We start from the raw sequence: 22,955 nt of genomic DNA, 5'->3' as shown, positions 1-22,955 counted from the left end.
TCAGGCAAAGGGGTCGGTGTCGCTATGCGAGAGTTCGACGAGGCAGGTCCAGGACCAAGGGAAGTCCCGGGAAGGGTCCAGGGGCTCTGCGCAGTCCGTGATCCAGGCCACGGCGAGGCCTTCGACGTCGAAGGCCCCGTTGCTGCGGCAGGGATAGGCGCGGGATTTGTGCCGGCAGTTGAAACAGGCCGGCAGGTCCGTCACGCCATCATTTCCTTGGTGGCGGTCAACTTCACCTCCGGGTGGTCGCGCTCGACGCGTTCGATGTCCCAGCGCAGCCGCGTCAGGTAAACGAGGTCGCCATCGCTGTCATGGGCGATATGGCCCTTGTTGACGTTCACAAAGGCCTCGACCGCCTCTTTGTCGCCATTCACCCAGCGGGCGGAGGTGAACTGGCTGGGCTCAAACCGGACGGGCAGGGAGTATTCCTCTTCGATCCGCGAGGCCAGGACTTCGAACTGCAACTGGCCCACGACGCCCACGACATAGCCCGAGCCGATCATGGGTTTGAAGACCTTGGCGGCGCCTTCCTCGGCGAATTGGGTCAGGGCCTTTTCCAGATGCTTGGCCTTCATCGGGTCCAGCGCGCGGACAGTGGACAGAAGCTCCGGCGCAAAGGAGGGGATGCCGGTGAAGCGCAGGGTCTCGCCCTCGGTCAGCCCGTCGCCGATGCGGAGTTGCCCGTGGTTCGGGATGCCGATGATGTCGCCGGCCCAGGCCTCTTCGGTCAGCTCGCGGTCGGCGGCGAGGAACATGACCGGGTTGGTCACGGTCATCGGCTTTTTCGACCGCACATGCATCAGCTTCATGCCGCGCAGAAAGTGACCCGAGGCCAGGCGGACAAAGGCCACGCGGTCGCGGTGTTTGGGGTCCATATTGGCTTGGACCTTGAAGACAAAGCCCGTCACCGGGACCTCATCGGCGGAAATCTGACGCTCGGCCGCCTTTTGCGGCTGGGGCTCGGGGCCATATTCGCCCATGCCGTCCATCAGTTCCTTGACCCCAAAGGAGTTGATCGCAGACCCGAACCAGATCGGTGTCAGATGGCCTTCAAGAAAGCTTTGCCGGTTGAAGGGCGGCAAAAGCGCCCGCACCATCTCGATTTCCTCATGGAACTTGGCCAGAAGGTCGGCGGGCACGTGAAGCGCAAGCGCCGGGTCGTCCAGGCCCTTGATGGCGATGGATTCGGCCACCTTGTTGCGGTCGGCGCGGTCCATGATCTCCAGCCGGTCATGCAGCAGGTCATAGGCGCCGATGAAATCGCGCCCGACGCCGATCGGCCACGAGGCCGGCGTGACGTCGATGGCCAGGTTCTGCTGGATCTCGTCGATGATCTCGAAGGTGTCGCGGGATTCGCGGTCCATCTTGTTGCAGAAGGTCAGGATGGGCAGGTCACGCAGCCGGCAGACCTCGAACAGTTTCCGCGTCTGGCTCTCGACCCCCTTGGCGCCGTCGATCACCATGATTGCCGCGTCCACGGCGGTCAGCGTGCGGTAGGTGTCTTCGGAAAAGTCGCTGTGGCCGGGGGTGTCGACCAGGTTGAACCGGTAATGCCGGAAGTCAAACGACATGGCCGAGGCCGAGACAGAGATCCCGCGCTCTTGCTCCAGCTTCATGAAGTCGGACCGCGTGCGCCGCGCCTCGCCCTTGGCGCGCACCTGGCCCGCCATCTGGATCGCACCGCCGAACAGCAGGAACTTTTCCGTCAGCGTGGTCTTGCCAGCGTCAGGATGCGAGATGATCGCAAAGGTCCGGCGACGGGCAATTTCGGGCGGGAGTTTGGGGGCATTGTCGAGCATGGAGGCCGTGTAGCCGATTTTCCGGCGCGGGTAAATCTGTGGTGGCTTGTTTCGAGGCGCGATGTCGCTAAGGTTCCCTTCTTTCAGGAGAATCCCATGCTGCGCGCCCTTGTGTTTGCCTTGTTTGCTGCGCTATCGCCTTTGCGGGCCCTGGCGGCCCCCCTGACGACGGTAGAGCTGGATTACCACTTCGACGAGCTGGGCGGGAACCAGGTGCGGTCCCTGCTGATCAATGGCCGGGGGATTTGCCCTTCGGGATGCGATTTCTCGGGGCTGAATGTCTTCAACGCCTCGCATGTGCGGGTTTCGGTGGGCAGTGGGTTTGGCCTGTCCGATCTGGGCGTCGGGTCGCTTGACCTGTTTGCGGGAGAGTATTCGGGCTTTGCCCTGGGTTTTTCGTTCACCGCGCCGCAAAGTTTTTACGCGCATTTCTCGCTCTTGGGGGGCAGCATCGACCCCTGGTCCGCGCTGACGCTGGCCTTCACCACCACGAACCTGAAGTATGAATACGGAACCCTTGTCACCGGGCCTGTGGGCTCTGTGCCCTTGCCTGCGGGGCTGGTGCTGTTGGCCAGCGGCATGGCGGGGCTTGGCCTGATGCGGCGCAAGCGGGGCTGAGGCTTCGGACGGGCCCGGGTCTTGGCGTGGGCCTTACCGCCCGCGCCAGATCCAGCCGCCGCCCAGCACGCGCGTCGTGCCGGGCTGGTAAAAGACGCAGGCCTGACCGGCCGAAACGCCGTCTTCGGGGTCCAGAAGCTCGACCTCGGCTTCGGTGGGCGACAGGGGGCGGATGATGGCGGGGCGCGGCGGCTTGGTCGAGCGGACCTTGACTTCGATATGGTGCTCGGCCCCGTCAAAAGGCGCATCGCCCAGCCAGTTGATTTCGCGCAGCGGCACGCGGCGGGTGGCCAGCGCGGATTTCGGCCCGACGATCACGCGGCGATTCTCCGGGTCAAGACGCAGGACATAAAGCGGCTCGGCCAGGCCACCGACGCCCAGGCCTTTGCGCTGGCCCACGGTGTAATGGATCACGCCGTTGTGATGACCCAGAACCCGGCCTTCGGTGTCGACGATGTCACCGGGGTCGGCGGCCTCGGGGCGCAGCTTCAGGATGACATCGGCATATGAGCCATTCGGCACAAAGCAGATGTCCTGGCTGTCGGGTTTGTCCGCCACCGAAAGCCCGTATTTGGCCGCCAAAGCGCGGGTTTCGGCCTTGGAGCCCAGATGACCCAGCGGGAAGCGCAGGTAATCCAGCTGATCCGGCGTGGTGGAAAACAGGAAATAGCTTTGGTCGCGGTTGGCATCGGTCGCGCGGTGCAATTCGGGCGCGGCGCCCATCTTGCGCTGGATATAGTGGCCCGTGGCCATGCAATCGGCGTTCAGATCCTTGGCCGTGGCCAGCAAGTCCTTGAATTTGACGCGTTCGTTGCAGCGGATGCAGGGGACGGGCGTGGCGCCGGCCAGATAGCTTTCGGCGAAATCCTCGATCACCGCCTCGCGGAAGGTGTTTTCGTAGTCCAGCACGTAATGCGGAAAGCCCATGGTTTCGGCCACACGCCGCGCGTCGTGGATGTCGCGCCCCGCACAGCAGGCGCCCTTTTTCGCCAGGGCCGCGCCGTGGTCGTAAAGTTGCAGGGTGACGCCCACGACGTCATAGCCCTCTTCCTTCAGCATGGCGGCCACGACGGACGAGTCGACGCCGCCCGACATGGCGACGACGACGCGGGTTTCGCTGGGCGGTTTCGCGAAACCCAGCGAATTTAGGGATTTGTCCAGCATGATTGCGGCCATCTTGAGGATTTATCGGGGGAATATAGGAAAAAACCCGGAAGTAACAAGAGCAGGCTTCACCCTTGCTTAAGTCAGATGCGGCATTTTCAGGCCAATCGCTGAAGGAACGCCGCTCATGTATCTGAAGAAAGTCGATGGCCCGCGCCAGATTACCCTGCCCGATGGCAGCATCCTGACCCGCGCCGATCTGCCGCCTGTCGATACCCGCCGCTGGGTCGCCAGCCGCAAGGCCATCGTCGTCAAGGCGGTGATCTACGGGCTTGTCACCCAGTCCGAGGCCCTCGAACGCTATAGCCTTTCGGAGGAAGAATTCGTCTTGTGGCGCGAGGCGGTCGAAAAACACGGGGAAAAAGCGCTTCGTGTCACCTCGATCCAAAAATATCGACAACTTTAAGTTGTTTTCTGTATTCGTTCTGGCAGAGTAACGCTCCATTAACCATTGATCGCCAAAGTCGTTAACGAAGAGACGCGACGGAGCAACAGATGCGAATCCTTCTGGTTGAAGACGACCCTACCACTTCGCGCAGCATCGAATTGATGCTGACCCATGCGAACCTGAACGTGTATTGCACGGATTTGGGGGAAGATGGCATCGACCTGGCGAAGCTGTATGACTATGACCTGATCCTTCTGGACCTGAATTTGCCTGATATGTCAGGGCATGAGGTCCTTCGCCAGCTGCGGCTGGCCAGGATCGAAACCCCCATCCTGATCCTCTCGGGCTCTGATGACACCGAGAACAAGATCAAGGGGTTTGGCTTTGGGGCAGATGACTATCTGACCAAACCTTTCCACCGCGAAGAGCTGGTGGCGCGAATCCATGCGATCATCCGGCGGTCGAAAGGCCATTCGCAGTCGGTGATTCGCACCGGAAAGATCTCGGTCAATCTGGATGCCAAGACCGTGGAGGTTGAAAACCACACGGTGCATCTGACCGGCAAGGAATATCAGATGCTGGAGCTTCTGTCCTTGCGCAAGGGGACGACCCTGACGAAGGAAATGTTCCTGAACCATCTTTACGGCGGCATGGACGAGCCCGAGTTGAAGATCATCGACGTCTTCATCTGCAAGCTGCGCAAGAAGCTGGCAGAGGCCACCGGGGGCCAGAACTATATCGAGACGGTCTGGGGCCGCGGCTATGTGCTGCGCGAACCGACGCCCGAGGAACAGCCGAAACTGGCCGCCAGCGCCTGAGGCATCACCCGTCGCGTTGACTTGGGGCCGGGGGAAACCCTTGGCCCCTTTTTCATGCCACTTTGGCAGGCCGGGGATATCGCGCCTTGCGACATGCGGGTTTCAAAAGTCCTGCAGGATGTCCAAAGCGCCTTTGGCGGGGACACTTGGGACCAGATGACATCCGGGACTGGTTGGGGCTTCTGCGCCAAAGGCGAGGCCATATTTTGCCGCGACAGCCGCGCCTGTGGATCAGGGGCAGGGGTTCTGGAAACTCCCGGCCGGGGCGGATAGGCTGGCACGCAGGCGCGAGACGGGGGGCCAGAATGAGCGACGTGGCGGCAATGGGCGAGGAACAGGCGCGGGCAGAGCTGGCGCGGTTGGCTGCGGTTCTGCAACAGGCGAACGCGGCCTATCATGGCGCCGATGCGCCCGTGATGACGGACGCCGAATACGACGCGCTCAAGGCCCGCAATGCAGCCATCGAGGCCCGCTTCCCGCTGCTCAAGCGCGCGGATAGCCCCTCGGATCAGGTGGGCGCTGCCCCGGGTCAGGGTTTCGGCAAGGTCGCCCATAGCGTGCCGATGCTCAGCCTGGAAAACGGCTTCTCGCCGGAAGATCTGGGCGATTTCGTCGATCGGGTCGAGAAATTTCTTGGCGCCCCCCCCGGCGCCTTTACCGCCGAGCCCAAGATCGACGGGCTTTCCCTGTCGCTGCGCTATGAAAACGGCCGCCTCGTGCAGGCCGCCACCCGCGGCGATGGCGAAACCGGAGAGGATGTCACCGCCAATGCGCTGACCATTGCCGGCATCCCGCATCAGGTGCTGGACGCCCCCGAGGTGATGGAAATCCGCGGCGAGGCCTATCTCTCGCATGCCGATTTCGCCGCCTTGAACGCGGCGCAGGTCGCCCGCGGCGACAAGACCTTTGCCAATCCGCGCAACGCCGCCGCGGGCTCTTTGCGCCAGCTGGATGCGCAGATCACCGCGGCACGACCCCTGCGCTTTTTCGCCTATACTTGGGGCGCGCTGTCGCAGCCGTTGGCCGCCACCCAGATGGGCGCGATCCAGCGCCTGGCCGCGATGGGCTTTCCCACCAATCCCCTGACCGTCCTTTGCGACGGTCCCGAAGCCATGCTGGCGCATTACCGCGCCATCGAGCAAAGCCGCGCGACGCTGGGCTATGACATCGACGGCGTCGTCTACAAGGTTGACGACCTGGGGCTTCAGGCGCGCTTGGGATTTCGGTCGACCACGCCGCGGTGGGCCTTGGCGCATAAATTCCCGGCCGAGCTGGCCTGGACGCGGCTGCTTGCCATCGACATTCAGGTGGGCCGCACCGGGGCGCTGTCGCCTGTGGCGCGGCTTGCGCCTGTGACGGTGGGCGGCGTCGTGGTCTCCAATGCGACGCTGCACAACGAGGATTACATCGCGGGTCGCGATTCGAAGGGCGGGGTGATTCGCGAGGGCCGGGACATTCGCATCGGCGACTGGGTGCAGGTTTACCGCGCGGGGGATGTGATCCCCAAGATTGCCGATGTGGACCTGTCGCAGCGCCAAGGCGAGGCCTTTGCCTTCCCCCAGACCTGCCCCGAATGTGGCAGCCCCGCGCATCGCGAGGAGGGTGATTCGGTCCGCCGCTGCACCGGTGGCCTGATTTGCCCGGCCCAGGGTGTCGAGCGGCTGAAGCATTTCGTCAGCCGCGGCGCTTTCGACATCGAAGGCCTTGGCGCCAAACAGGTCGAGATGTTTTACAACGACGCCGACCTTCCCGTCAGGACCCCCGCCGATATCTTCACCCTGGCCAGTCGCGACGCCGCAAGCCCGCTGAAAAAGCTGAAAAACCGCGATGGCTTTGGCGAGAAATCCACCGAAAAGCTCTTTGCCGCAATCGAGGCGCGCCGCACGATCCCCCTGGATCGGCTGATCTTTGCCCTTGGTATTCGTCACGCCGGAGAGGTCGCGGCCGCCACCATCGCACGCCATTACCGCACCTGGGAGGCCTTCGAGACCGCCATCACAAGGGCCGAACCGGGCAATGCGGACTGGAACGACCTGCTGTCGGTCGATGGCGTGGGGGCGGTCCTGGTGGGCTCTTTGGTCGAGGCCTTTGCCAATCCGAACGAACGTTCAGCCATCGACGCCTTGGTCGCCCAGTTGCAGGTTCAGCCCGTCGAAATCCGCGCCAAAGTGGACAGTCAGATCGCCGGCAAGACCCTTGTTTTCACCGGCACCCTGGAGAAGATGACCCGCGCCGAGGCCAAGGCAAGGGCAGAGGCTTTGGGCGCCAAGGTTGCGGGGTCCGTCAGTGCCAAGACCGACCTTCTGATCGCCGGACCCGGGGCGGGATCAAAGGCGAAAGAGGCCGAGAAACATGGAGTTACGATCATCAGCGAGGATGACTGGATCGCGCTTTCGGGGCTGAAGTGACGCGGCCCGCCAGCCTTAATCCGCTGTTTGCCGGGCTGGAAACCCTGGAGGGGATCGGCCCCAAGGCGGCCAAGGTGCTGCCCTCTTTGGGGGTCGCTTTGCCCAAGGATTTCCTGTTCCTGATGCCTCATTCGGGAATCGATCGCACAAGGCGAACAAGCGTTCGGGATGTGGTGCCGCCCTGCATCTTGACCGTTGAAATCACCGTCATCGCCCATCAGCCCAACGCGCAGAAGGGCAAGCCTTACCGAGTGATCGTTCGGGATGAAAAGCTTGATTTCGCCCTCGTCTTCTTTCACGCCCGCCGCGACTATCTGGAAAAGATCCTGCCCATTGGCGAACGCCGTCTGATCTCTGGCAAGATCGAGCTTTTCGACGGCGTCGCGCAGATGGTCCATCCCGATCACATCCTGGACCTGACAGAGACCCTGGCCCCCTTCGAGCCGGTCTATCCTTTGGTGGCCGGGATCACGCAACGTCAGGTGCAAAAGGCGGTGACAGGGGCCTTGGCGCGGCTGCCGCAGGTGCCGGAATGGATCGACGGGCCGTTGCTGGCGCGGGAGGGTTGGCCGGATTGGACCGACGCCCTGACCGCCGCCCACGCGCCGCAAAGTGCCCTGGACCTGCGCCCCGAGGCCAAGGCCCGCGAACGTCTGGCCTATGACGAGCTGTTCGCCCATCAGCTGACCCTGTCGCTTGCCCGTGCGCTGGTGCGGCGCGGCAAGGGGCGGCAGACCGCAGGCACCGGCGCCCTGTCGGACAAGGCCCTGAAAAGCCTGCCCTATCAGCCCACCGGCGCCCAGACCCGCGCCGTGCGTGAGATCGCGCAGGACATGGAATCGCCGCTGCGGATGAACCGTTTGCTGCAAGGCGATGTGGGGTCGGGCAAGACGTTGGTGGCTTTCCTCGCGCTGGTTATCGCGGTCGAGGCGGGCGGGCAGGGCGTCTTGATGGCCCCGACCGAGATCCTGGCGCGCCAGCATCTGGAGGGGCTTGCCCCCCTTGCCGAGGCCGCTGGCATCCGGCTGACCCTGCTGACGGGCCGCGACAAGGGGCGTGAGCGGCGCGCCAAGCTGGAATCGCTGGCCAGCGGTGACATCGGCATCCTGGTCGGCACCCATGCGGTCTTTCAAAAGGACGTGGAGTTTGCCGATCTGCGCCTGGCGGTGATCGACGAACAGCACAGGTTCGGCGTCTCGCAGCGGATGGAACTGGGCGCCAAGGGGGCCTCTGCCGATGTTCTGGTGATGACCGCGACGCCCATTCCGCGCAGCCTGGCGTTGGCGAGTTACGGCGATATGGATGTCTCGGTGCTGGACGAAAAGCCCCCGGGCAGGAAGCCGATCAAGACGGTGATGATTTCGGACAACCGTCTGGACGAGGTCGTGGCCCGGCTGGCCCGCGCGATGGAGGAGGGGCGGCAGGCCTATTGGGTCTGCCCCCTGGTCGAGGACAGCGAGGTGCTGGATTACGCCAGCGCCGAGGCGCGGTTCCAGATGCTGCGGGCGGCTTTGGGCGACTGTGTGGGGCTTGTGCATGGCCAGATGCCGCCCGCCGAAAAAGACGCCGCCATGGCGCGCTTTGTCGCCGGCGAGACGCGGCTTTTGGTCGCCACCACGGTGATCGAGGTGGGAGTGAATGTGCCGGGGGCCTCGATCATGGTGATCGAGCGGGCCGAGATCTTTGGCCTGGCGCAGTTGCATCAATTGCGGGGCAGGGTCGGTCGGGGGGCTGCGGAGTCCACCTGTCTGTTGATGTATCAGGCGCCGTTGCAGGGCAGCTCTGAGCGTCGCTTGTCGGTGATCCGCGACACCGAAGACGGGTTTCGCATCGCCGAAGAGGATATGGCGATGCGCGGCGCGGGCGATCTGATCGGCACGGCGCAATCGGGCTTGCCGCGGTTTCGGGTGGCGGATCTGGAGCGTCAGGCCGGGCTGATGGCCGTGGCCCAGACCGATGCCCGCAGGCTGTTGGGCGATGATCCGGGCCTGACCTCGCCCCGGGGGCAGGCCGCGCGGGTGCTGCTGTGGCTGTTGGATCAGGACCGGGCGATCCGGTTGCTGACGGTCGGCTAGGCGGGGTCCCTTTGGAAACCCCATGGCCATTTGCGAACAGATGAAATGTGCAGGGCCGCTGGGGGTCCGGGGGAGGCGCAGCCTTCCCCCGTGCCGGGTCGGTGTCCGAAGCCTGACCTGACCCCAGCACAACGGCGGCTGGCAGAGACCCGCCAAGAGCCCGAAGACCGGCCCCCCCACAACATATTGCGGGTCACGCGGGGCACCTCCGCAAGGGCGACAAATTCTGCCTCTGTTCGTTAAGAGTTCTTAAAAAGTTCTTTACAGAACGCGAATCGCATGAGAACAATAGGGCAACAAGTGGAGGACAACATGATCGCTCGCATCGCCCGTTTTGCCCGCAAACCCCATCCGGCCCTGGCCGAGTTGGAAGATGCCATCGGCGTCGTCACCCTATTTGCCCTGCTTTTCCTCGGACTGACCCTGTCGGGTTCCGTCTGATCTCTGCCCCCCGATCTCTGCCCCCCGTTTTCTGCCCGCGTTCCGCCACAAGGCTGTCCCGCCTTTGCCTGCCTGAACGCCACTTCGCCGCCCCCCCAAAGTCATGGGCGGGGCGGCTTTTTTCTTGACCCGGCCGCCCCAAAGCAAAAGAGCCCCGCCAGATGGCAGGGCCCCCTTGTGCCGGTATGCGCCAGATCACTCTGCGACAGTGACCTTGGTCATCACATCGGGCTCGGTGACTTCGCCATTGGCGCCGTCGCCCAGCTTGATCGCATCGACGATCTCCATGCCGGAAATCACCTTGCCGACCACGGTATATTGGCCGTTCAGGAACTCGCCCGGGGCGAACATGATGAAGAACTGGCTGTTGGCGCTGTCGGGGTCCTGGGCCCGGGCCATGCCGATCACGCCACGTTCAAAGGGCACATCCGAGAACTCGGCCTTGAGGTCGGGCAGGTCGGACCCGCCCATCCCCGCCATGGTCAGATCGCCGCCGGTCTTGCCGTATTTCACGTCGCCGGTCTGGGCCATGAAGCCCTCGATGACGCGGTGAAACACCACGCCGTCATAGGCGCCGGATTTCGCGAGTTCCACAATGCGGGCGACATGGTTCGGCGCGATGTCCGAGGCCAGGTCGATGACAACCGTGCCATTGGCGGCCCCGGTGACTTCGATGGTCAGGTTCGGGCCCGGGCCGTCGCCCTCGGCAAAGGCGGGGCTGGCCGCCAGAATCGCCAGCGCGAGAAGTTTACGCAACATCGGCAGCCACCCGCACCTTGATCATCCGGTCGGGCGACATCGGCGGCTCGCCACGTGTCACCGCATCGACATGTTCCATCCCCGAGATCACCCGGCCATAGACCGTGTATTGCTTGTTCAGGAAGTGGTTGGCGCTGAAGTTGATGAAGAACTGGCTGTTGGCCGAGTTCGGATTGGACGAGCGCGCCGCCCCCAAGGTGCCCCGGTCATGCGGAATGTTCGAGAACTCGGCCGGCAGATCCGGCAGGTCCGACCCGCCCGTGCCCGCGCGGCGCAGGTTGAAGTCCTTTTCCATGTTGCCGTTTTCCACGTCGCCGGTCTGGGCCATGAAGCCCTCGATCACGCGGTGGAAGGCCACATTGTCATAGGCACCGGCGCGGGCCAGGGCCTTCATGCGCTCGGCATGTTTGGGCGCGATGTCGGCCAGAAGTTCGATCACCACATCCCCGCCCTTCAGCGTCATGATGATGGTGTTTTCGGGATCTTTGATATCGGCCATCTTGGCTCCTTTCCTGATTGGGGCGCAAACTAGCCCATGGGGGGGCGAGTTCCAAGGGGGACCGCGTGGCGACCGTTGACCTTTGGGTGATATGCGCGGAAAGAGGGTGCGACAGAATTCCCGGTTCAGGAGGGCGTGATGGCCTGGAAGACGATTGACGACTTGGCGCTGGCGGGCAAGACGGTGCTGGTCCGCGTGGATATCAACGTGCCGATGGAGGGGGACCGTGTCACCGACACGACCCGGATCGACAAGATCAAGCCCACGGTCGAGGACCTGATCGCGCTTGGCGCCAAGGTGGTGCTGCTGGCCCATTTCGACCGCCCCAAGGGTAAGGTCGTCCCCGAGATGAGCCTTGGCCGTCTGCAAGCCGCCGTGGCCGCTTCTTTGGGCCGCAAGGTGGTCTTTGGGACCGACAGTGTGGGTGCGCCCGCGCGTGAGGCGATTGCCGCGGCCGGCCAAGGCGATGTGGTCCTGTTGGAAAACACCCGCTTTCACCCCGGCGAGGAAAAGAACGACCCCGCCCTGGCCGCCGAATTCGCGGCCCTGGGCGATGTGTTTGTGAACGACGCCTTCTCGGCCGCCCACCGCGCCCATGCCTCGACCGAGGGCCTGGCGCGCTTGCTGCCCTGTGCCGCGGGCCGTCTGATGGAGGCCGAGTTGAAGGCGCTGGAGGCCGCCCTTGGCGCTCCGGTGCGTCCGGTTGTGGCGGTTGTGGGCGGGGCCAAGGTCTCGACCAAGCTGGATTTGCTGGGCAATCTGGTCACAAAGGTCGATCATCTGGTGATCGGCGGGGGGATGGCGAACACCTTCCTGGTGGCCCAGGGGATCGAGGTCGGCAAGAGCCTGGCCGAGCGCGACATGGCGCCGACCGCGCTGGAGATCATCGCCAAGGCCAAAGCCGCGGGCTGCACGATCCACCTGCCGGTGGATGTGGTCGTGGCGGGTGAGTTCAAGGCCAATGCCGCGAACAAGGTCGTGGCAGTTGGCGATTGCCCTGCTGATCAGATGATCCTGGATGCGGGTCCTGCCACGGTGAAGGCGATCGAGGCGGTCTTTGCCGCCTGCAAGACGCTGATCTGGAACGGGCCGCTGGGGGCTTTTGAGCTGACGCCTTTCGATGCGGCCACGGTGGCTGCGGCGCGGGCGGCTGCGGCGCTGACCCGGGCGGGGAAACTTGTCTCGGTGGCCGGTGGCGGCGATACGGTCGCGGCCTTGCATCATGCGGGCGTGGCAGAGGATTTCACCTTCATCTCGACCGCCGGGGGCGCTTTCCTGGAATGGATGGAGGGCAAGGACCTGCCCGGCGTGGCTGCCCTGAACCAGTGATCCAGCGGAGAGGCGGGCAAGCGCCCGCCTCATTGCTTTTGCGAAGAGAAGCCTCCGGCGGGGATATTGGGGCCAGTATGAAAGCCGTAGAACGGTTCGCGTATTTGGGCCAAATCGAAAGCCAAGGACGGGAAGCGGCGCAAGGGAGTATTTGGATCAGTATGAAAGAGCAGGGATGGCGCATCCGGCGGGCCGATCCGGGCGATCTGGCGGGGCTTTTGCCCATGGTCGAGGGGTTGGCTCGGCATCATGGGGACGTGCCGCGGATGACGCCTGAAACCTTGGCCGGTGATCTGTTCGGGCCGGTGCCCTGGTTTCATGTGCTGGTCGTCGAAGAGGCGGGCGCGCTTTTGGCCTATGCGGCACTTTTGCCCTTGGCGCGGTTGCAGCATGGCGAGCGGGGCCTTGACCTGCACCACCTTTACGTGACTGAAGCGGCTAGGGGCCGCGGCATGGGTCGGGCTCTGCTTGCGGCCAGCGAGGAGATGGGCCGCGCGATGGGCTGTTCTTATGTCATCATCGGCACGGCTGCCGAAAATGTCGTGGCCCATGAGTTCTATCAATCCCGGGGCTATGCGCCGATCCCCAACCCGGCGCGACGGTTCCTGAAGAACGTCTAAAGGCTCAGGCCTCTCCTTGGCGCTGCTTTTCCCAGTCCACCTTGGCACTGTGTGCCAGAGACTGGCGCCCATGGGCCCTTCTGATCCAGGCCCCAACCTCTCCGGCTTTCAATTTGGCCCAAATTTCCCGGGGTATGCCGTTGGTTTCGCCTTTTGTTCAAGAAGCCAATGGCATGGGGGCAGCGCGCCCAGGGCATCAAAACCGCCCGGTGAAAGCCGTCCAGATCAGCCCGCCGCGTCTGCGGAATTCTGACAGCGCGAGTTTCCCCTCGCCCACCCGCAGCGGGTTGTCATGGGCCAGGCGCAGCAATCCCCCCGCCTGCCAGCCATAGACGGCCACAGGGGCCGCCCGCCCCATCGCACCTTTCTGCGCCCGGGCGATCGCCAGGTGGTTCAGCCCCTCTGCGGCCTTCAGGCGCAGGGCGGCAGGGTCCGTGTCCAGCGCCTGCCAGCCGCGGGCCTGCAACTCTGGCAGGGCGCGCAGGAAATTGGCCAGCCCCAAGGCCCAACCCAGCGCCCGGAACGCCGTCTCGGCCTCGGGAGGCGCCTCACAGGCCAAAGCCGCGGCCCATAACAGCCCAGCCGAGGTCGCCTCCAGATAGGCGTCCAACCCGCTGTCGGAAAACCGCTCTCGTGCGATGTCTTGCCGCCGCGCCTCGATCAGCTGCGCCAGAACCGCCCGCAGCGCCGGGGCCTGCGTCAACAGCCCATGCAGCGGCCCTGCCACCTCATGGGCGCGGGGCGCCGCTTCCTCGACGACATCGGCCCAGAACTGCAAGCGCATCTCGGCGATCAGCGGGTTCGAGGACACCCAAGGCGCCCGCGCCACCTCCAGGTTGAAGGCCCAAAGCGGCCAGAGCCTGCCTTGCAGGCCCGAAGGCAGGGCCAGGGTCGCGGCAAAGCGGTCCGGGTCGCCGCGCTGCACGATCTCAGGCAGCATCGCGCACCAGTTTCCAGGTGATCGCATCCAGCAGCGCCTCAAAGCTGGCATCGACGATATTCGCGCTGACCCCGACGGTGGACCAGCGCCGACCCTCGCCGTCCTCAGAGTCGATGATCACGCGCGTCACCGCATCCGTGCCATCCCCGGTGATGCGGACCTTGAAATCCACCAGGTTCATGTCGTCGATCACGCCCTGATAGGGGCCGAGGTCCTTGGCCAGGGCCTTGGACAAAGCGTTCACCGGGCCGTTGTCGTCCTTGGTCTCCGAGGCGCTGTCGCTGACCGACATCATCACCTGATCGCCGATCTTGACCACCACCACGGCCTCCGAGATCGTCACCGTCCCATGGGAGGCCGACTTGCGCCGCTCGACGGTGACGCGGTAGCGCAGCACCTCAAAGAACGCCGGCAGTTGGCCAAGTTCCCGCCTTGCCAGCAGTTCAAACGAGGCCTGGGCGCCGTCATAGGCATAGCCCTGATCCTCGCGCTCTTTGACCAGATCCAGGATGCTGCCAAGGCGCGGATCGCCCGGGGGGACCTCGATCCCGGCTTGCGCAAGCCTTGTGCGCAGGTTGGACTGGCCCGCCTGGTTCGACATCGGGATGACACGTTCGTTGCCCACCAAGGCGGGGTCGACATGTTCATAGGTCGTGGGGTTCTTCAGGATCGCGCTGGCATGCAACCCCGCCTTGTGGGCAAAGGCGCTGGCGCCCACATAGGCCGCCTGGCGCGCGGGCACGCGGTTCAGGATGTCGTCCAGCATCCGGCTGTCGCGCAAGAGGCCCCGCAGGCCTTCGGCCGTCACCCCGGTAAGGTAGCGCGAGCGGTAGGGGTCCTTCAGCAGCAGCGTCGGGATGATCGTGGTCAGGTTGGCATTGCCGCAGCGCTCTCCCAACCCGTTCAGAGTGCCCTGGATCTGGCGCACCCCCGCATCGACCGCAGCCAGCGAATTCGCCACCGCGTGCCCGGTGTCGTCATGGCAATGGATGCCCAGACGGTCGCCGGGGATGCCTTGGGCGATGACCTCGGTCACGATGCGGTGGACCTCGGCCGGAAGCGTGCCGCCATTGGTGTCACACAGAACCAGCCAGCGGGCGCCAGCGTCCAAAGCCGCCTGCAGGCAGCTGATGGCATAGGCCGGATTGGCCTTGTAGCCGTCAAAGAAGTGTTCCGCGTCAAACAAGGCTTCGCGGCCCTTGGCGGTGACATGGGCGAAACTCTCGGCGATGGCGGCGCGGTTTTCCTCCAGGCTGACGCCAAGCGCGGTGGTCACATGGAACTCATGGGACTTGCCGACCAGGCACACCGCAGGCGTGCCCGCGTCCAGCACGGCGGCCAGAACGTCGTCATTGGCGGCCGAGCGGCCGACACGTTTGGTCATGCCAAAGGCGGTCATCGTGGCGCGGGTCTGCGGCGCTTCGGCAAAGAAGAGGCTGTCGGTGGGGTTCGCCCCCGGCCAGCCGCCCTCGATATAATCGACGCCCAGGTCGTCCAAAGCCCGCGCGATGCGGATTTTCTCGGCGGTGGAGAACTGGACGCCCTGGGTCTGCTGGCCATCGCGCAGGGTGGTGTCGAAAAGGTAGAGCCGTTCCATTTTAGCCCCAAAAGTCAGAGTTTTGCAGGGAAAGGCAATCCCCGCAGTTGTTTCCATTCAAGATGTCGCGGATTTCGACAACCAGCAGGCTCGCAAGAGGATCGCACATTTAAAGGTCCGCCAGCTTGGTCAGGTCCATGTCGATCTCGGGGCGCAGCGTGATGCCGTCCTTGCCAATCATCACCGCTATGTTCGCTGTGGTGATCCGCTGCTTCAAAGCATCGAAGGCAGTGAAGTTCTTCTGGGCCTTAGCAACCTCGCGGACTTGGAGCAGGACTGCCGCAATTTCCTGCAAGCGTATCTGTGAACCGCGGAAATTGGCAACCTTCGTTTCTAGGGTCTCCCAAGAGTAGATGCCCAAGAATTCAAGGTTGCGCGCCAAGGCATTGGCTTGATCGGCCCCATTCAACTTCTGCAAGACCATTAACGCGGCATGGGTGTTGAGATCATCGCTCAAGGCGTCGATCACCGCCGGTTCTGGGGCAAGGGTTTTCGCCTGCTGCAGATCCCCATAAAGCCCGATCAGTTCAAGGAAGCCGTGGAGTCTCATTTCCGCTTCAACAGCCTTCTCCGCCGTCCAGTCCATCGGCTTGCCGTAATGCGTGCCGAGGAAGACCATCCGGATCACTTCCCCCGGCACCCCTTGATCCAGCAAATCCCGCACGGTAAAGAAATTGCCCAAGGACTTGGACATCTTCTTGCCCTCGACCTGCAGCATCTCGTTGTGCAGCCAGAAACGCGCAAAGCCATGGCCGCAGCAGGCGCTTTGGGCGATTTCGTTCTCATGATGGGGGAATTGCAGGTCCAGCCCGCCGCCGTGAATATCGAACTCTGCCCCCAGCAATTCATGCGCCATGGCTGAACATTCGATATGCCAGCCCGGCCGCCCCCGGCCCCAGGGCGAGACCCAGCCCGGAAGATCTGCGTCCGAGGGCTTCCACAACACGAAATCCATCGGGTCTTCCTTGAAGGGCGCGACCTCGACCCGCGCCCCCGCGATCATGTCATCAACCGACCGCCCCGAAAGCCGGCCATATTCGGCATAAGACCGCACGCGGAACAGCACATGGCCTTCCTTTTCATAGGCATGGCCGCCCGCGATCAGGCCGGCAATCATCGCGACCATCTGGCCGATGTAATCCGTGGCGCGCGGCTCGACATCAGGCCGCAAGGCGCCAAGCGCGTCCATATCGGCGTGATACCAGCCGATGGTCTCTTCGGTCCGCTCGCGGATCAGCGCCTCCAAGGGGCGCGCATCGCCTGCGGCCTTGCGGGCCTGGGCGGTGGCGTTGATCTTGTCATCCACATCGGTAAAGTTGCGGACATAGGTGACGTGATCGGGCCCATAGACATGGCGGAGCAGGCGGTAAAGCGTGTCAAACACCACCACAGGCCGCGCATTGCCGATATGGGCGCGGTCATAGACCGTGGGGCCACAGACATACATCCGGACATTCAAAGGGTCGATCGGCGCGAAATCCTCTTTCGCCCGCGTCGCCGAATTGTGCAGCCTGATCCCCATGATCCCTCCAATGCCTGATCTCCAGGCGGTCCGGTTTCGATGGGATACGAAGGACGGGCCGCCTGACCTTGTGTCAGCCGGTAATGCAGCAGCCGTTGATGATGCGCATCGCCTTCATGGCGCGGCTTTTAGCAGCGCGTGACGCAAAGCCCAAGGGAAATCTTGACCGGGTTTGCGTTTTCCGCCGGGGCCAAGCGGGACAAAGAGAACTCTGCCCCTCCAAGCTTGCGCTTTGCTCAACCCCCGAGAGGGTTTCACACCCTCCCGGACCGCCGCGCCGATCATCGCTCGGACCAATGGCGCGATGATCGGCGCAGGTGGGATATTTATGAACAGTTGGGGGGGTGAAACCCCTCCAGCGCCTGCCGCAAGGATTACCCTTTCAGCACCGGGAACCAGTCTTCCCGCAGCCTTTCGCCCGGTTGCATCCCATGCCCCTCATAGGGTGGCGAGGTCCGGCCGGGGCGGTCGATCACGCGGGCATCCTCGCCCACCAGCCGCAAGCTGAAGGCCCGGCGCCGGGTGGCCGCCTCGTTGCCGCGCGCGCCGTGCAGCGTCAGGTAATCAAAGGCCACGGCGTCGCCCGGCTCCATCTCCCATTCCATGACCCGCATCCCTTCGGCGTCGGGGTCGGGGACGGGCATGTAGCGCTCGGGATCGGGGTAAAAGGACGTATCGGCCAGCCAGCGTTTCGGCAGGACCTCTTTCGGCCACAGATGGCTTCCGGCGACGCAGCGCAGGCTTGCCTCGCGCACCGGGTCCAAAGGCGACCAGAACGACACGGTCTGGCGGCCCTTGACGAAGTAATAGGGCCCGTCCTGATGCCAGGGCGTCGGCTTCGAGGTCCCGGGCTCTTTGACCAGCACATGATCATGGAACATCTGCACCCGGGGGCTCTGCATCAACCGCGCGGCCGCCTCGGCAACGCCCGAGTTGAAGATCACGTCGCGGAACTCGGGGATGCGCTCCCAGTTGCAATAGTCGTCGAAGAACCGGCCGGGCTCGCCGGGCTTCAGGTTTTCGGCGGCGTGCGGCCCGGGTTCGGCCATGTTGCGCGCGATCCCCGCTTGCAGTTGGGGGACCCAGTCTTTCCACAGGCCCTTGACCAGCACGACGCCATCGCGCTGGAAGTCTTCGACCATCTGATCCGTTATCATCGCGCTTTCCTGTTTTGTCCCGCTTGCCAAACCCTGCTTGCCAGAGCCTACTTGCCAGAGCCGGGGCTTCCGTTCCAATAATGACTTTATATAAAGGTCATAGCCCCATGTTATCTCTTACCCTGCGCCAACTGGAATATGCCCTGGCCGTGGCCGAGCATCGCGGGCTGACGGCGGCGGCCTTGGCCCTGCATGTCAGCCAGCCCGCGCTTTCGGTGGCCTTGGCGCAGTTGGAGGCGCGTTTGGGCCAGCCTTTGTTCCTGCGCCGCCCCGGTGGGCCCTTGACCCCCACGGCCTTTGGCGCGGCCTGGCTGGCCCGGGCGCAAACCCATGTGGCGGGCTTGGGCGCCCTGATGCGGGGCGAGGTCCGCGCGCCCCTGCGGCTGGGGATATTTGAGGATCTGGCGCCGGCCATCCTTGCGCCCTTGATCGCGCGCTTTCCCGATCTGGCGCCGCGGCCGATGGGCTTTGCCGCGCTGGCCCTGGCGTTGGAGGGCGGCGAGATCGACGCGGCGCTGTCTTGGGCTTTGGGCCTGCCGCCGGGGCCGCGGCACCTTCTGGCCCGGATCGCGCCGCGTGCGGTTCTGGCGCCGGATCACCCCTTGGCCGGGCACGCGACCCTGACCCTGACCCTGGCCCAGATCGCGGCGCATCCCCTGGTTCTGACCGATCAGGACCTGTCGATTGCCCATGTGCAAAGCCTGTTTCACGCCGCGGGTCTGGCGCCGCGCATCGCCCATCGCTGCGCGAGCCTCGACCTGATGCGGTCCTTTGCCGCCAATGGGCTGGGGGTGGGGCTATCGTGGACCCAGCCCGCGCCAAGCCAAAGCCATGACGGCCGCCCCCTTGTCCTGCGCGAGATCCGCGACGCCCCGCGCGAAGCCGTGGTCCTGGCCCTGGCGCCGGGGATGCGCGCCGAACCGGGCGGCACCGACCTGCCAGAGGTGCTGCGATTCCTGACCGATCACTTGGCCCTGATGGCGGGTTCGGGAGGGCTGATTGGGACCAAAGCGCTTTGAGGGGCGATTTGCCCCCCTCCAAACCGCTTTCATGCCGCAAAGCAGCATGAAAAAACGGCTATTCATCCATTTCTAAATCGTTTACGGACATAGGCGATGCTTTGGCTGGCCCCGCGGTCAAGCCTTAGCCCCCGAAATGCGCCCAAACCTGACCATCCCAATCTGCCCACCCCAAATCTGACCGCAAAAAGCTGACTGCGAAGCCCGACCGATGAACCTCAAGGAACTCGCCGCCAAACTGGGGCTTTCGCCCACCACGGTCAGCCGGGCGCTGAACGGCTATCCGGAGGTCAACGAGGCCACCCGCGAGCGCGTCATCGCGGCCGCAAGGCGCCACAACTACCGCCCCAATGCCCGCGCCATCCGTCTGGCCACCGGGCGCGCGCTGGCGGTGGGCCATGTCATCCCGCTGAACCACCGGTCCGAGATGATGAACCCGATCTTTGCCGATTTCATCACCGGGTCCGGTGAGACCTATATGCGCAACGGCTATGACATGATCTTGTCCATCGTGCCCGACGAGGCCGAGGAACAGACCTATCGCGATCTGATGTCGCGCGGGTCCGTCGATGGGGTGATCGTCCATGCGCCCAAGGTGAATGATCCGCGCATCCGGGCGCTGAAGGATATGGGGCTGCCCTTTGTCGTCCATGGCCGCTCTACGGGGGCAGAGCTGGATTACAACTGGGTCGATGTGAACAACCGCCGCGCCTTTCAGCGCGCGGCCGAGTTCCTGTTGGATCTGGGCCATCGCCGCATCGCGCTGGTGAATGGCAATGAGGTCATGGATTTCGCCGTGCGCCGCCGGGCAGGGCTGACCGATGCCTTGGCGGCCAGGGGGCTGGTGCCCGACCTGTCGCTGATGTTTGCGACGCAGGAAATGTCCGAGACCCATGGCCACCGCGCCGCCGAAGAGGGCCTGTCGCGGGCCGAGCCTGCGACGGCCTTTCTATGCGCCTCGATGCTGCAGGGCATGGGCGTGCGCCGCGCGATCGAAGGCCGGGGGCTGAAGATGGGGCGCGATGTCAGCGTCATCATCTTTGACGACGACCTGAGTTACCTGAGGAACGGCGAGGATGTGCCGATCTTTACCGCCACAAGGTCTTCGGTCAAAGAGGCCGGGCGGCTTGCGGCAGAGATGCTGTTGAATGTCATCAGCCAGCCCGATATGGCGCCGCAACACCGGATGCTGGAGGCCGAGTTGATCCTTGGCCAATCCACCGGGCCGGTGCCGGCATAGGCCTTTGGCCAACGGATGAGAAACGAAAGGGGCAGGGCCCCGGAAGAAACTGGAGAAAGCCCCATGACCGCGATCCTTGCCGATATCGGTGGCACGAACACCCGCGTGGCGCTGGCGGATGGCCGTCAGGTGAGGCCCGACAGCATCGCGAAATATTCGAACGCCGAGTTCGATGGGCTGGAGCCGATCCTGGCGCGCTATATGGCCGAGGCGGGCTTGACCGCGGTCGAGGGCGCCTGTGTCGCGGCGGCGGGTCCGGTGATGAATGGCGTGGCCGAGATGACCAACCTGCGCTGGGTGATCGACCGCGCGCTGTTGAACCGGGCGACCGGGGCCAGCAAGGTCGCGATCCTGAACGATCTGCAGGCTCAGGGTCAGGCCCTGGGGCATATCGCGCCCGAGTTCCTGCGTCCGGTGGTCGAGGGTAAGGCAGTGCCCAATGCCTCGATGCTGGTGGTGGGGCTTGGGACCGGGGTCAATGCGGCGCCGGTGCATAACACGCCTTGGGGCCGGGTCGTGCCGCCCTCGGAATGTGGTCATACCTCGATGCCGGTGCGCGATGCGCGGGATCTGGCCCTGGCGCAGTTCATCAACGGCTATGGCGATCACGCCCATGGCTTTGCCGGGGTCGAGGATGCCTTGGCGGGGCGCGGCTTTGAACATGTCCATGCTTTCGTGACCGCCGAGGCGGGGGCGCCGCAAGCGCGCAGCTCGGCCGAGATCATGGCGGCGCTGAGCGCGGGCGATCCCATGGCGCGCGAGGCGGCGCGGCTTTATGTTCACATCCTGGGCGCGACGCTGGGGGATCTGGCGCTGACCCATCTGCCCTATGGCGGGATTTTCCTGATTGGCGGCATGGCGCGGGCCCTGACGCCCTGGATGGGGGAATTCGGGCTGAAGGCCGCGTTGTGCGACAAGGGGCGGTTCCATGACTTCCTGACGGCTTTCCCGGTCTGGGTGGTCGAGGACGATTTCGCCGCCCTGACCGGCTGCGCGTCCTATCTGGCCAATGGCGGCATCGGCTGACCCGTCCCTGATCCAGCGGAGCGCCTGCGGCGCAAGAGATGCTCCCCATCCGAGGGATGGGGCCCCGTTGGCGGTGCGACCTTCTGGCGGCTTGGTCCTGGGCGGGGGCGGGGGTAGGGTCGGTTTGGCGGCAGGGGGCAGGGCAGGCTTCAGGGCCTTTGGTGTGACGGCCCTTGGCTGTGCCGTTTTTTAGGGGCAATGCTTGGGATGCTTGACGGCCGGGCCCCTGGACGCTTTGGGGTTTCGGGAAGACTGGGTTTCAGGAAGCTTGGGTTTCAGGAAGCTTGGGGTTTCAGGAAGCAGGGGGCGCACCAAGTCCGAGGCCCCTGAAGCTAGGCAGTCTGAAGCTTCGGCCCTCTGGAGCCTGGGCCCCACGTAGACCGGGCCCAAAATAGACCGGGCCGCACATAAACCGGGCCCCATATAATCCGGGGCGGCCCCACTAAGACCGGGCCTCCAGAACCCGGCCCCCACCAAGCCCGGCCCCCACAAAGACCAGGCCCCACAAAATCCGGCGCCTGTGAAAGAGGTGAACCATGTCAGCCCCATCCGAGCCCCGCCCGCCGCGCTTTCCCCCGCCTCAGTTCCCGCCGCCCAAGGTGGCGCTGTTCGCCACCACGCCGCCGGCCATCTTTCCGCCGATCCTGGGGCTGATCGGCCTGGGTCTTGCGCTGCGGCAGGCCTCTGCGGTGCTGGGCTTTGGCGCGGGACTGGCCGAGCTGGCCTTGGGCCTGGTGGTCGGGCTGTGGGGCCTTGCGGTCGTGGCGCTCTTGGTCAAGGTTTGGCGCCGGGCCGCGGTCCTGGCGGAGGATCTGCGGCCGCTGCCCGGGCGTGCGGGCCTTGCGGCCGCCAGCATGAGCGCCATGGCCATGGGCGCGGTCCTGGCGCCCTATGCGCCGGGTCTGGCGCTGGCTCTGATCCTGGTTGCGCTGGGGGCGCATCTGGTTCTGGCCGGGCTGGTTCTGGGCGTCATGCGCGGACAGGGGGCCGAGGGTCGGGTGCCCAACCCGACCTGGCATCTCAGCTTTACCGGGATCATCGTCGCAGCCGCGCCGCTGGCCTCGCTTGGGTGGACGGGTCTGGCCTGGGGCGTCACCGCCCTGGCCCTGGCCTGCGCGGTGGCGATCTGGGCGCTGTCGGCCCGCCAGCTGTGGCAAGAGGTGCCCCCCGCGCCCCTGCGCCCGCTTTTGGCGATCCACCTTGCCCCGGCGGCGCTGATGTCGCTGTCCTTTGGCGCGCTAGGAGAGGCGTGGACACAGCGCCTGTTCCTGGCGCTGGCGGTGGTTCTGGCCCTGGCTCTGGTGGCCGCTGGGCGTTGGATGTTGGCTGCGGGCTTTTCGGCGTTGTGGGGGGCGCTGACCTTCCCGATTGCGGCGCTGGCACTGGCGACTTTGGCGATCGAGCCCGGGGCAGGCATGGGCGTGACCGCTTTGGCCCTGGGCGTGATCCCGACGATTGCCTGGTCAGTGCTGAAGCTGTGGCCGGGGGGCAAGCTTGCGGCCCGCAGCCACGCGGCCCAAGCCTAGGGCGACGCCT

Annotated in this window: 21 protein-coding genes; 12 read left to right on the top strand and 9 right to left on the bottom strand. The window is 64.7% G+C overall.

Going from position 1 to position 22,955, the window contains the following annotated elements; genetic code table 11:
* A complete protein-coding gene (locus NX862_RS12590) occupies positions 1-204 on the bottom strand; it encodes a hypothetical protein (protein ID WP_264494252.1) in 204 nt (67 codons plus the stop codon).
* Positions 201-1,799 (bottom strand): peptide chain release factor 3, encoded by a 1,599-nt coding sequence (locus NX862_RS12585; protein WP_264494251.1) that lies wholly within the window; start codon positions 1,797-1,799, stop codon positions 201-203. Before NX862_RS12585 ends, NX862_RS12590 begins: the two co-directional genes overlap by 4 nt.
* Before the next feature lie 96 nt (positions 1,800-1,895).
* Here NX862_RS12585 and NX862_RS12580 point away from each other — a divergent pair, with 96 nt between their 5' ends.
* Positions 1,896-2,417 carry a VPLPA-CTERM sorting domain-containing protein gene (locus tag NX862_RS12580; RefSeq protein ID WP_264494250.1) on the top strand — a complete coding sequence of 174 codons (522 nt, stop codon included), beginning with the start codon at positions 1,896-1,898 and terminating at the stop codon, positions 2,415-2,417.
* 33 nt (positions 2,418-2,450) lie between these two features.
* On the opposite strand, the gene mnmA is transcribed toward NX862_RS12580, so the two are convergent.
* Entirely contained in the window at positions 2,451-3,581 is a 1,131-nt protein-coding gene (gene mnmA / locus NX862_RS12575) for a tRNA 2-thiouridine(34) synthase MnmA (protein WP_264494324.1), read from the bottom strand.
* A 127-nt stretch (positions 3,582-3,708) separates the two neighbouring features.
* Between mnmA and sciP the strand changes: the two genes are divergently transcribed.
* The 5 genes from sciP to NX862_RS12550 all read left to right on the top strand — a co-directional run bounded on the left by sciP (position 3,709) and on the right by NX862_RS12550 (position 9,711).
* Positions 3,709-3,987 carry a CtrA inhibitor SciP gene (gene sciP / locus NX862_RS12570; protein ID WP_264494249.1) on the top strand — a complete coding sequence of 93 codons (279 nt, stop codon included), beginning with the start codon at positions 3,709-3,711 and terminating at the stop codon, positions 3,985-3,987.
* A gap of 89 nt (positions 3,988-4,076) precedes the next feature.
* Positions 4,077-4,787 carry a response regulator transcription factor CtrA gene (gene ctrA / locus NX862_RS12565; RefSeq protein WP_264494248.1) on the top strand — a complete coding sequence of 237 codons (711 nt, stop codon included), beginning with the start codon at positions 4,077-4,079 and terminating at the stop codon, positions 4,785-4,787.
* 305 nt (positions 4,788-5,092) lie between these two features.
* Positions 5,093-7,195 carry an NAD-dependent DNA ligase LigA gene (ligA, locus tag NX862_RS12560; protein WP_264494247.1) on the top strand — a complete coding sequence of 701 codons (2,103 nt, stop codon included), beginning with the start codon at positions 5,093-5,095 and terminating at the stop codon, positions 7,193-7,195.
* A complete protein-coding gene (gene recG / locus NX862_RS12555) occupies positions 7,192-9,270 on the top strand; it encodes an ATP-dependent DNA helicase RecG (RefSeq protein WP_264494246.1) in 2,079 nt (692 codons plus the stop codon). Before ligA ends, recG begins: the two co-directional genes overlap by 4 nt.
* Positions 9,271-9,582: 312 nt before the next feature.
* Complete coding sequence (locus NX862_RS12550) at positions 9,583-9,711, top strand: hypothetical protein (RefSeq protein ID WP_264494245.1); 129 nt, start codon at positions 9,583-9,585, stop codon at positions 9,709-9,711.
* A gap of 195 nt (positions 9,712-9,906) precedes the next feature.
* Here the strand turns inward: NX862_RS12550 and NX862_RS12545 are convergent, their stop codons facing one another.
* Positions 9,907-10,470, bottom strand: coding sequence for a peptidylprolyl isomerase (locus NX862_RS12545; protein ID WP_264494244.1), 564 nt, complete (start codon positions 10,468-10,470; stop codon positions 9,907-9,909).
* Complete coding sequence (locus NX862_RS12540; RefSeq protein WP_264494243.1) at positions 10,460-10,969, bottom strand: peptidylprolyl isomerase; 510 nt, start codon at positions 10,967-10,969, stop codon at positions 10,460-10,462. Before NX862_RS12540 ends, NX862_RS12545 begins: the two co-directional genes overlap by 11 nt.
* A gap of 138 nt (positions 10,970-11,107) precedes the next feature.
* Between NX862_RS12540 and NX862_RS12535 the strand changes: the two genes are divergently transcribed.
* Both NX862_RS12535 and NX862_RS12530 read left to right on the top strand, forming a co-directional pair.
* On the top strand, positions 11,108-12,298 hold the full coding sequence (locus NX862_RS12535; protein ID WP_264494242.1) for a phosphoglycerate kinase: 1,191 nt from the start codon (positions 11,108-11,110) through the stop codon (positions 12,296-12,298).
* A gap of 161 nt (positions 12,299-12,459) precedes the next feature.
* Positions 12,460-12,918: a GNAT family N-acetyltransferase gene (locus NX862_RS12530; RefSeq protein WP_264494241.1), complete on the top strand. Its 459-nt coding sequence runs from the start codon at positions 12,460-12,462 to the stop codon at positions 12,916-12,918.
* A 196-nt stretch (positions 12,919-13,114) separates the two neighbouring features.
* Here the strand turns inward: NX862_RS12530 and NX862_RS12525 are convergent, their stop codons facing one another.
* From NX862_RS12525 to NX862_RS12510, 4 genes are all read right to left on the bottom strand, one after another.
* On the bottom strand, positions 13,115-13,858 hold the full coding sequence (locus tag NX862_RS12525; RefSeq protein ID WP_264494240.1) for a squalene/phytoene synthase family protein: 744 nt from the start codon (positions 13,856-13,858) through the stop codon (positions 13,115-13,117).
* Positions 13,848-15,455: a citramalate synthase gene (gene cimA / locus NX862_RS12520; protein WP_264494239.1), complete on the bottom strand. Its 1,608-nt coding sequence runs from the start codon at positions 15,453-15,455 to the stop codon at positions 13,848-13,850. The genes NX862_RS12525 and cimA overlap by 11 nt, the downstream gene beginning before the upstream one ends.
* 109 nt (positions 15,456-15,564) lie before the next feature.
* Positions 15,565-16,977: a cysteine--tRNA ligase gene (cysS, locus tag NX862_RS12515; protein WP_413694564.1), complete on the bottom strand. Its 1,413-nt coding sequence runs from the start codon at positions 16,975-16,977 to the stop codon at positions 15,565-15,567.
* 374 nt (positions 16,978-17,351) lie between these two features.
* Positions 17,352-18,134 carry a phytanoyl-CoA dioxygenase family protein gene (locus NX862_RS12510; protein ID WP_264494238.1) on the bottom strand — a complete coding sequence of 261 codons (783 nt, stop codon included), beginning with the start codon at positions 18,132-18,134 and terminating at the stop codon, positions 17,352-17,354.
* Between the two features lie 107 nt (positions 18,135-18,241).
* On the opposite strand from NX862_RS12510, the gene NX862_RS12505 reads away from it, so the two are divergent.
* The 4 genes from NX862_RS12505 (at position 18,242) to NX862_RS12490 (ending at position 22,945) form a co-directional block, all read left to right on the top strand.
* Positions 18,242-19,153 carry a LysR family transcriptional regulator gene (locus NX862_RS12505; RefSeq protein ID WP_264494237.1) on the top strand — a complete coding sequence of 304 codons (912 nt, stop codon included), beginning with the start codon at positions 18,242-18,244 and terminating at the stop codon, positions 19,151-19,153.
* Positions 19,154-19,364: 211 nt separating this feature from the next.
* On the top strand, positions 19,365-20,393 hold the full coding sequence (locus NX862_RS12500; protein ID WP_264494236.1) for a LacI family DNA-binding transcriptional regulator: 1,029 nt from the start codon (positions 19,365-19,367) through the stop codon (positions 20,391-20,393).
* 63 nt (positions 20,394-20,456) lie between these two features.
* Positions 20,457-21,419 carry a glucokinase gene (locus NX862_RS12495; RefSeq protein WP_264494235.1) on the top strand — a complete coding sequence of 321 codons (963 nt, stop codon included), beginning with the start codon at positions 20,457-20,459 and terminating at the stop codon, positions 21,417-21,419.
* Positions 21,420-21,955: 536 nt separating this feature from the next.
* A complete protein-coding gene (locus NX862_RS12490; protein WP_264494234.1) occupies positions 21,956-22,945 on the top strand; it encodes an SLAC1 family transporter in 990 nt (329 codons plus the stop codon).
* Positions 22,946-22,955 lie beyond the last annotated feature (10 nt).

It is taken from the genome of Stagnihabitans lacustris, assembly GCF_025950525.1.
In the GTDB taxonomy this organism is placed as follows: Bacteria; Pseudomonadota; Alphaproteobacteria; order Rhodobacterales; family Rhodobacteraceae; genus Stagnihabitans.
This window is presented reverse-complemented; position numbering and strand designations above follow the sequence as displayed.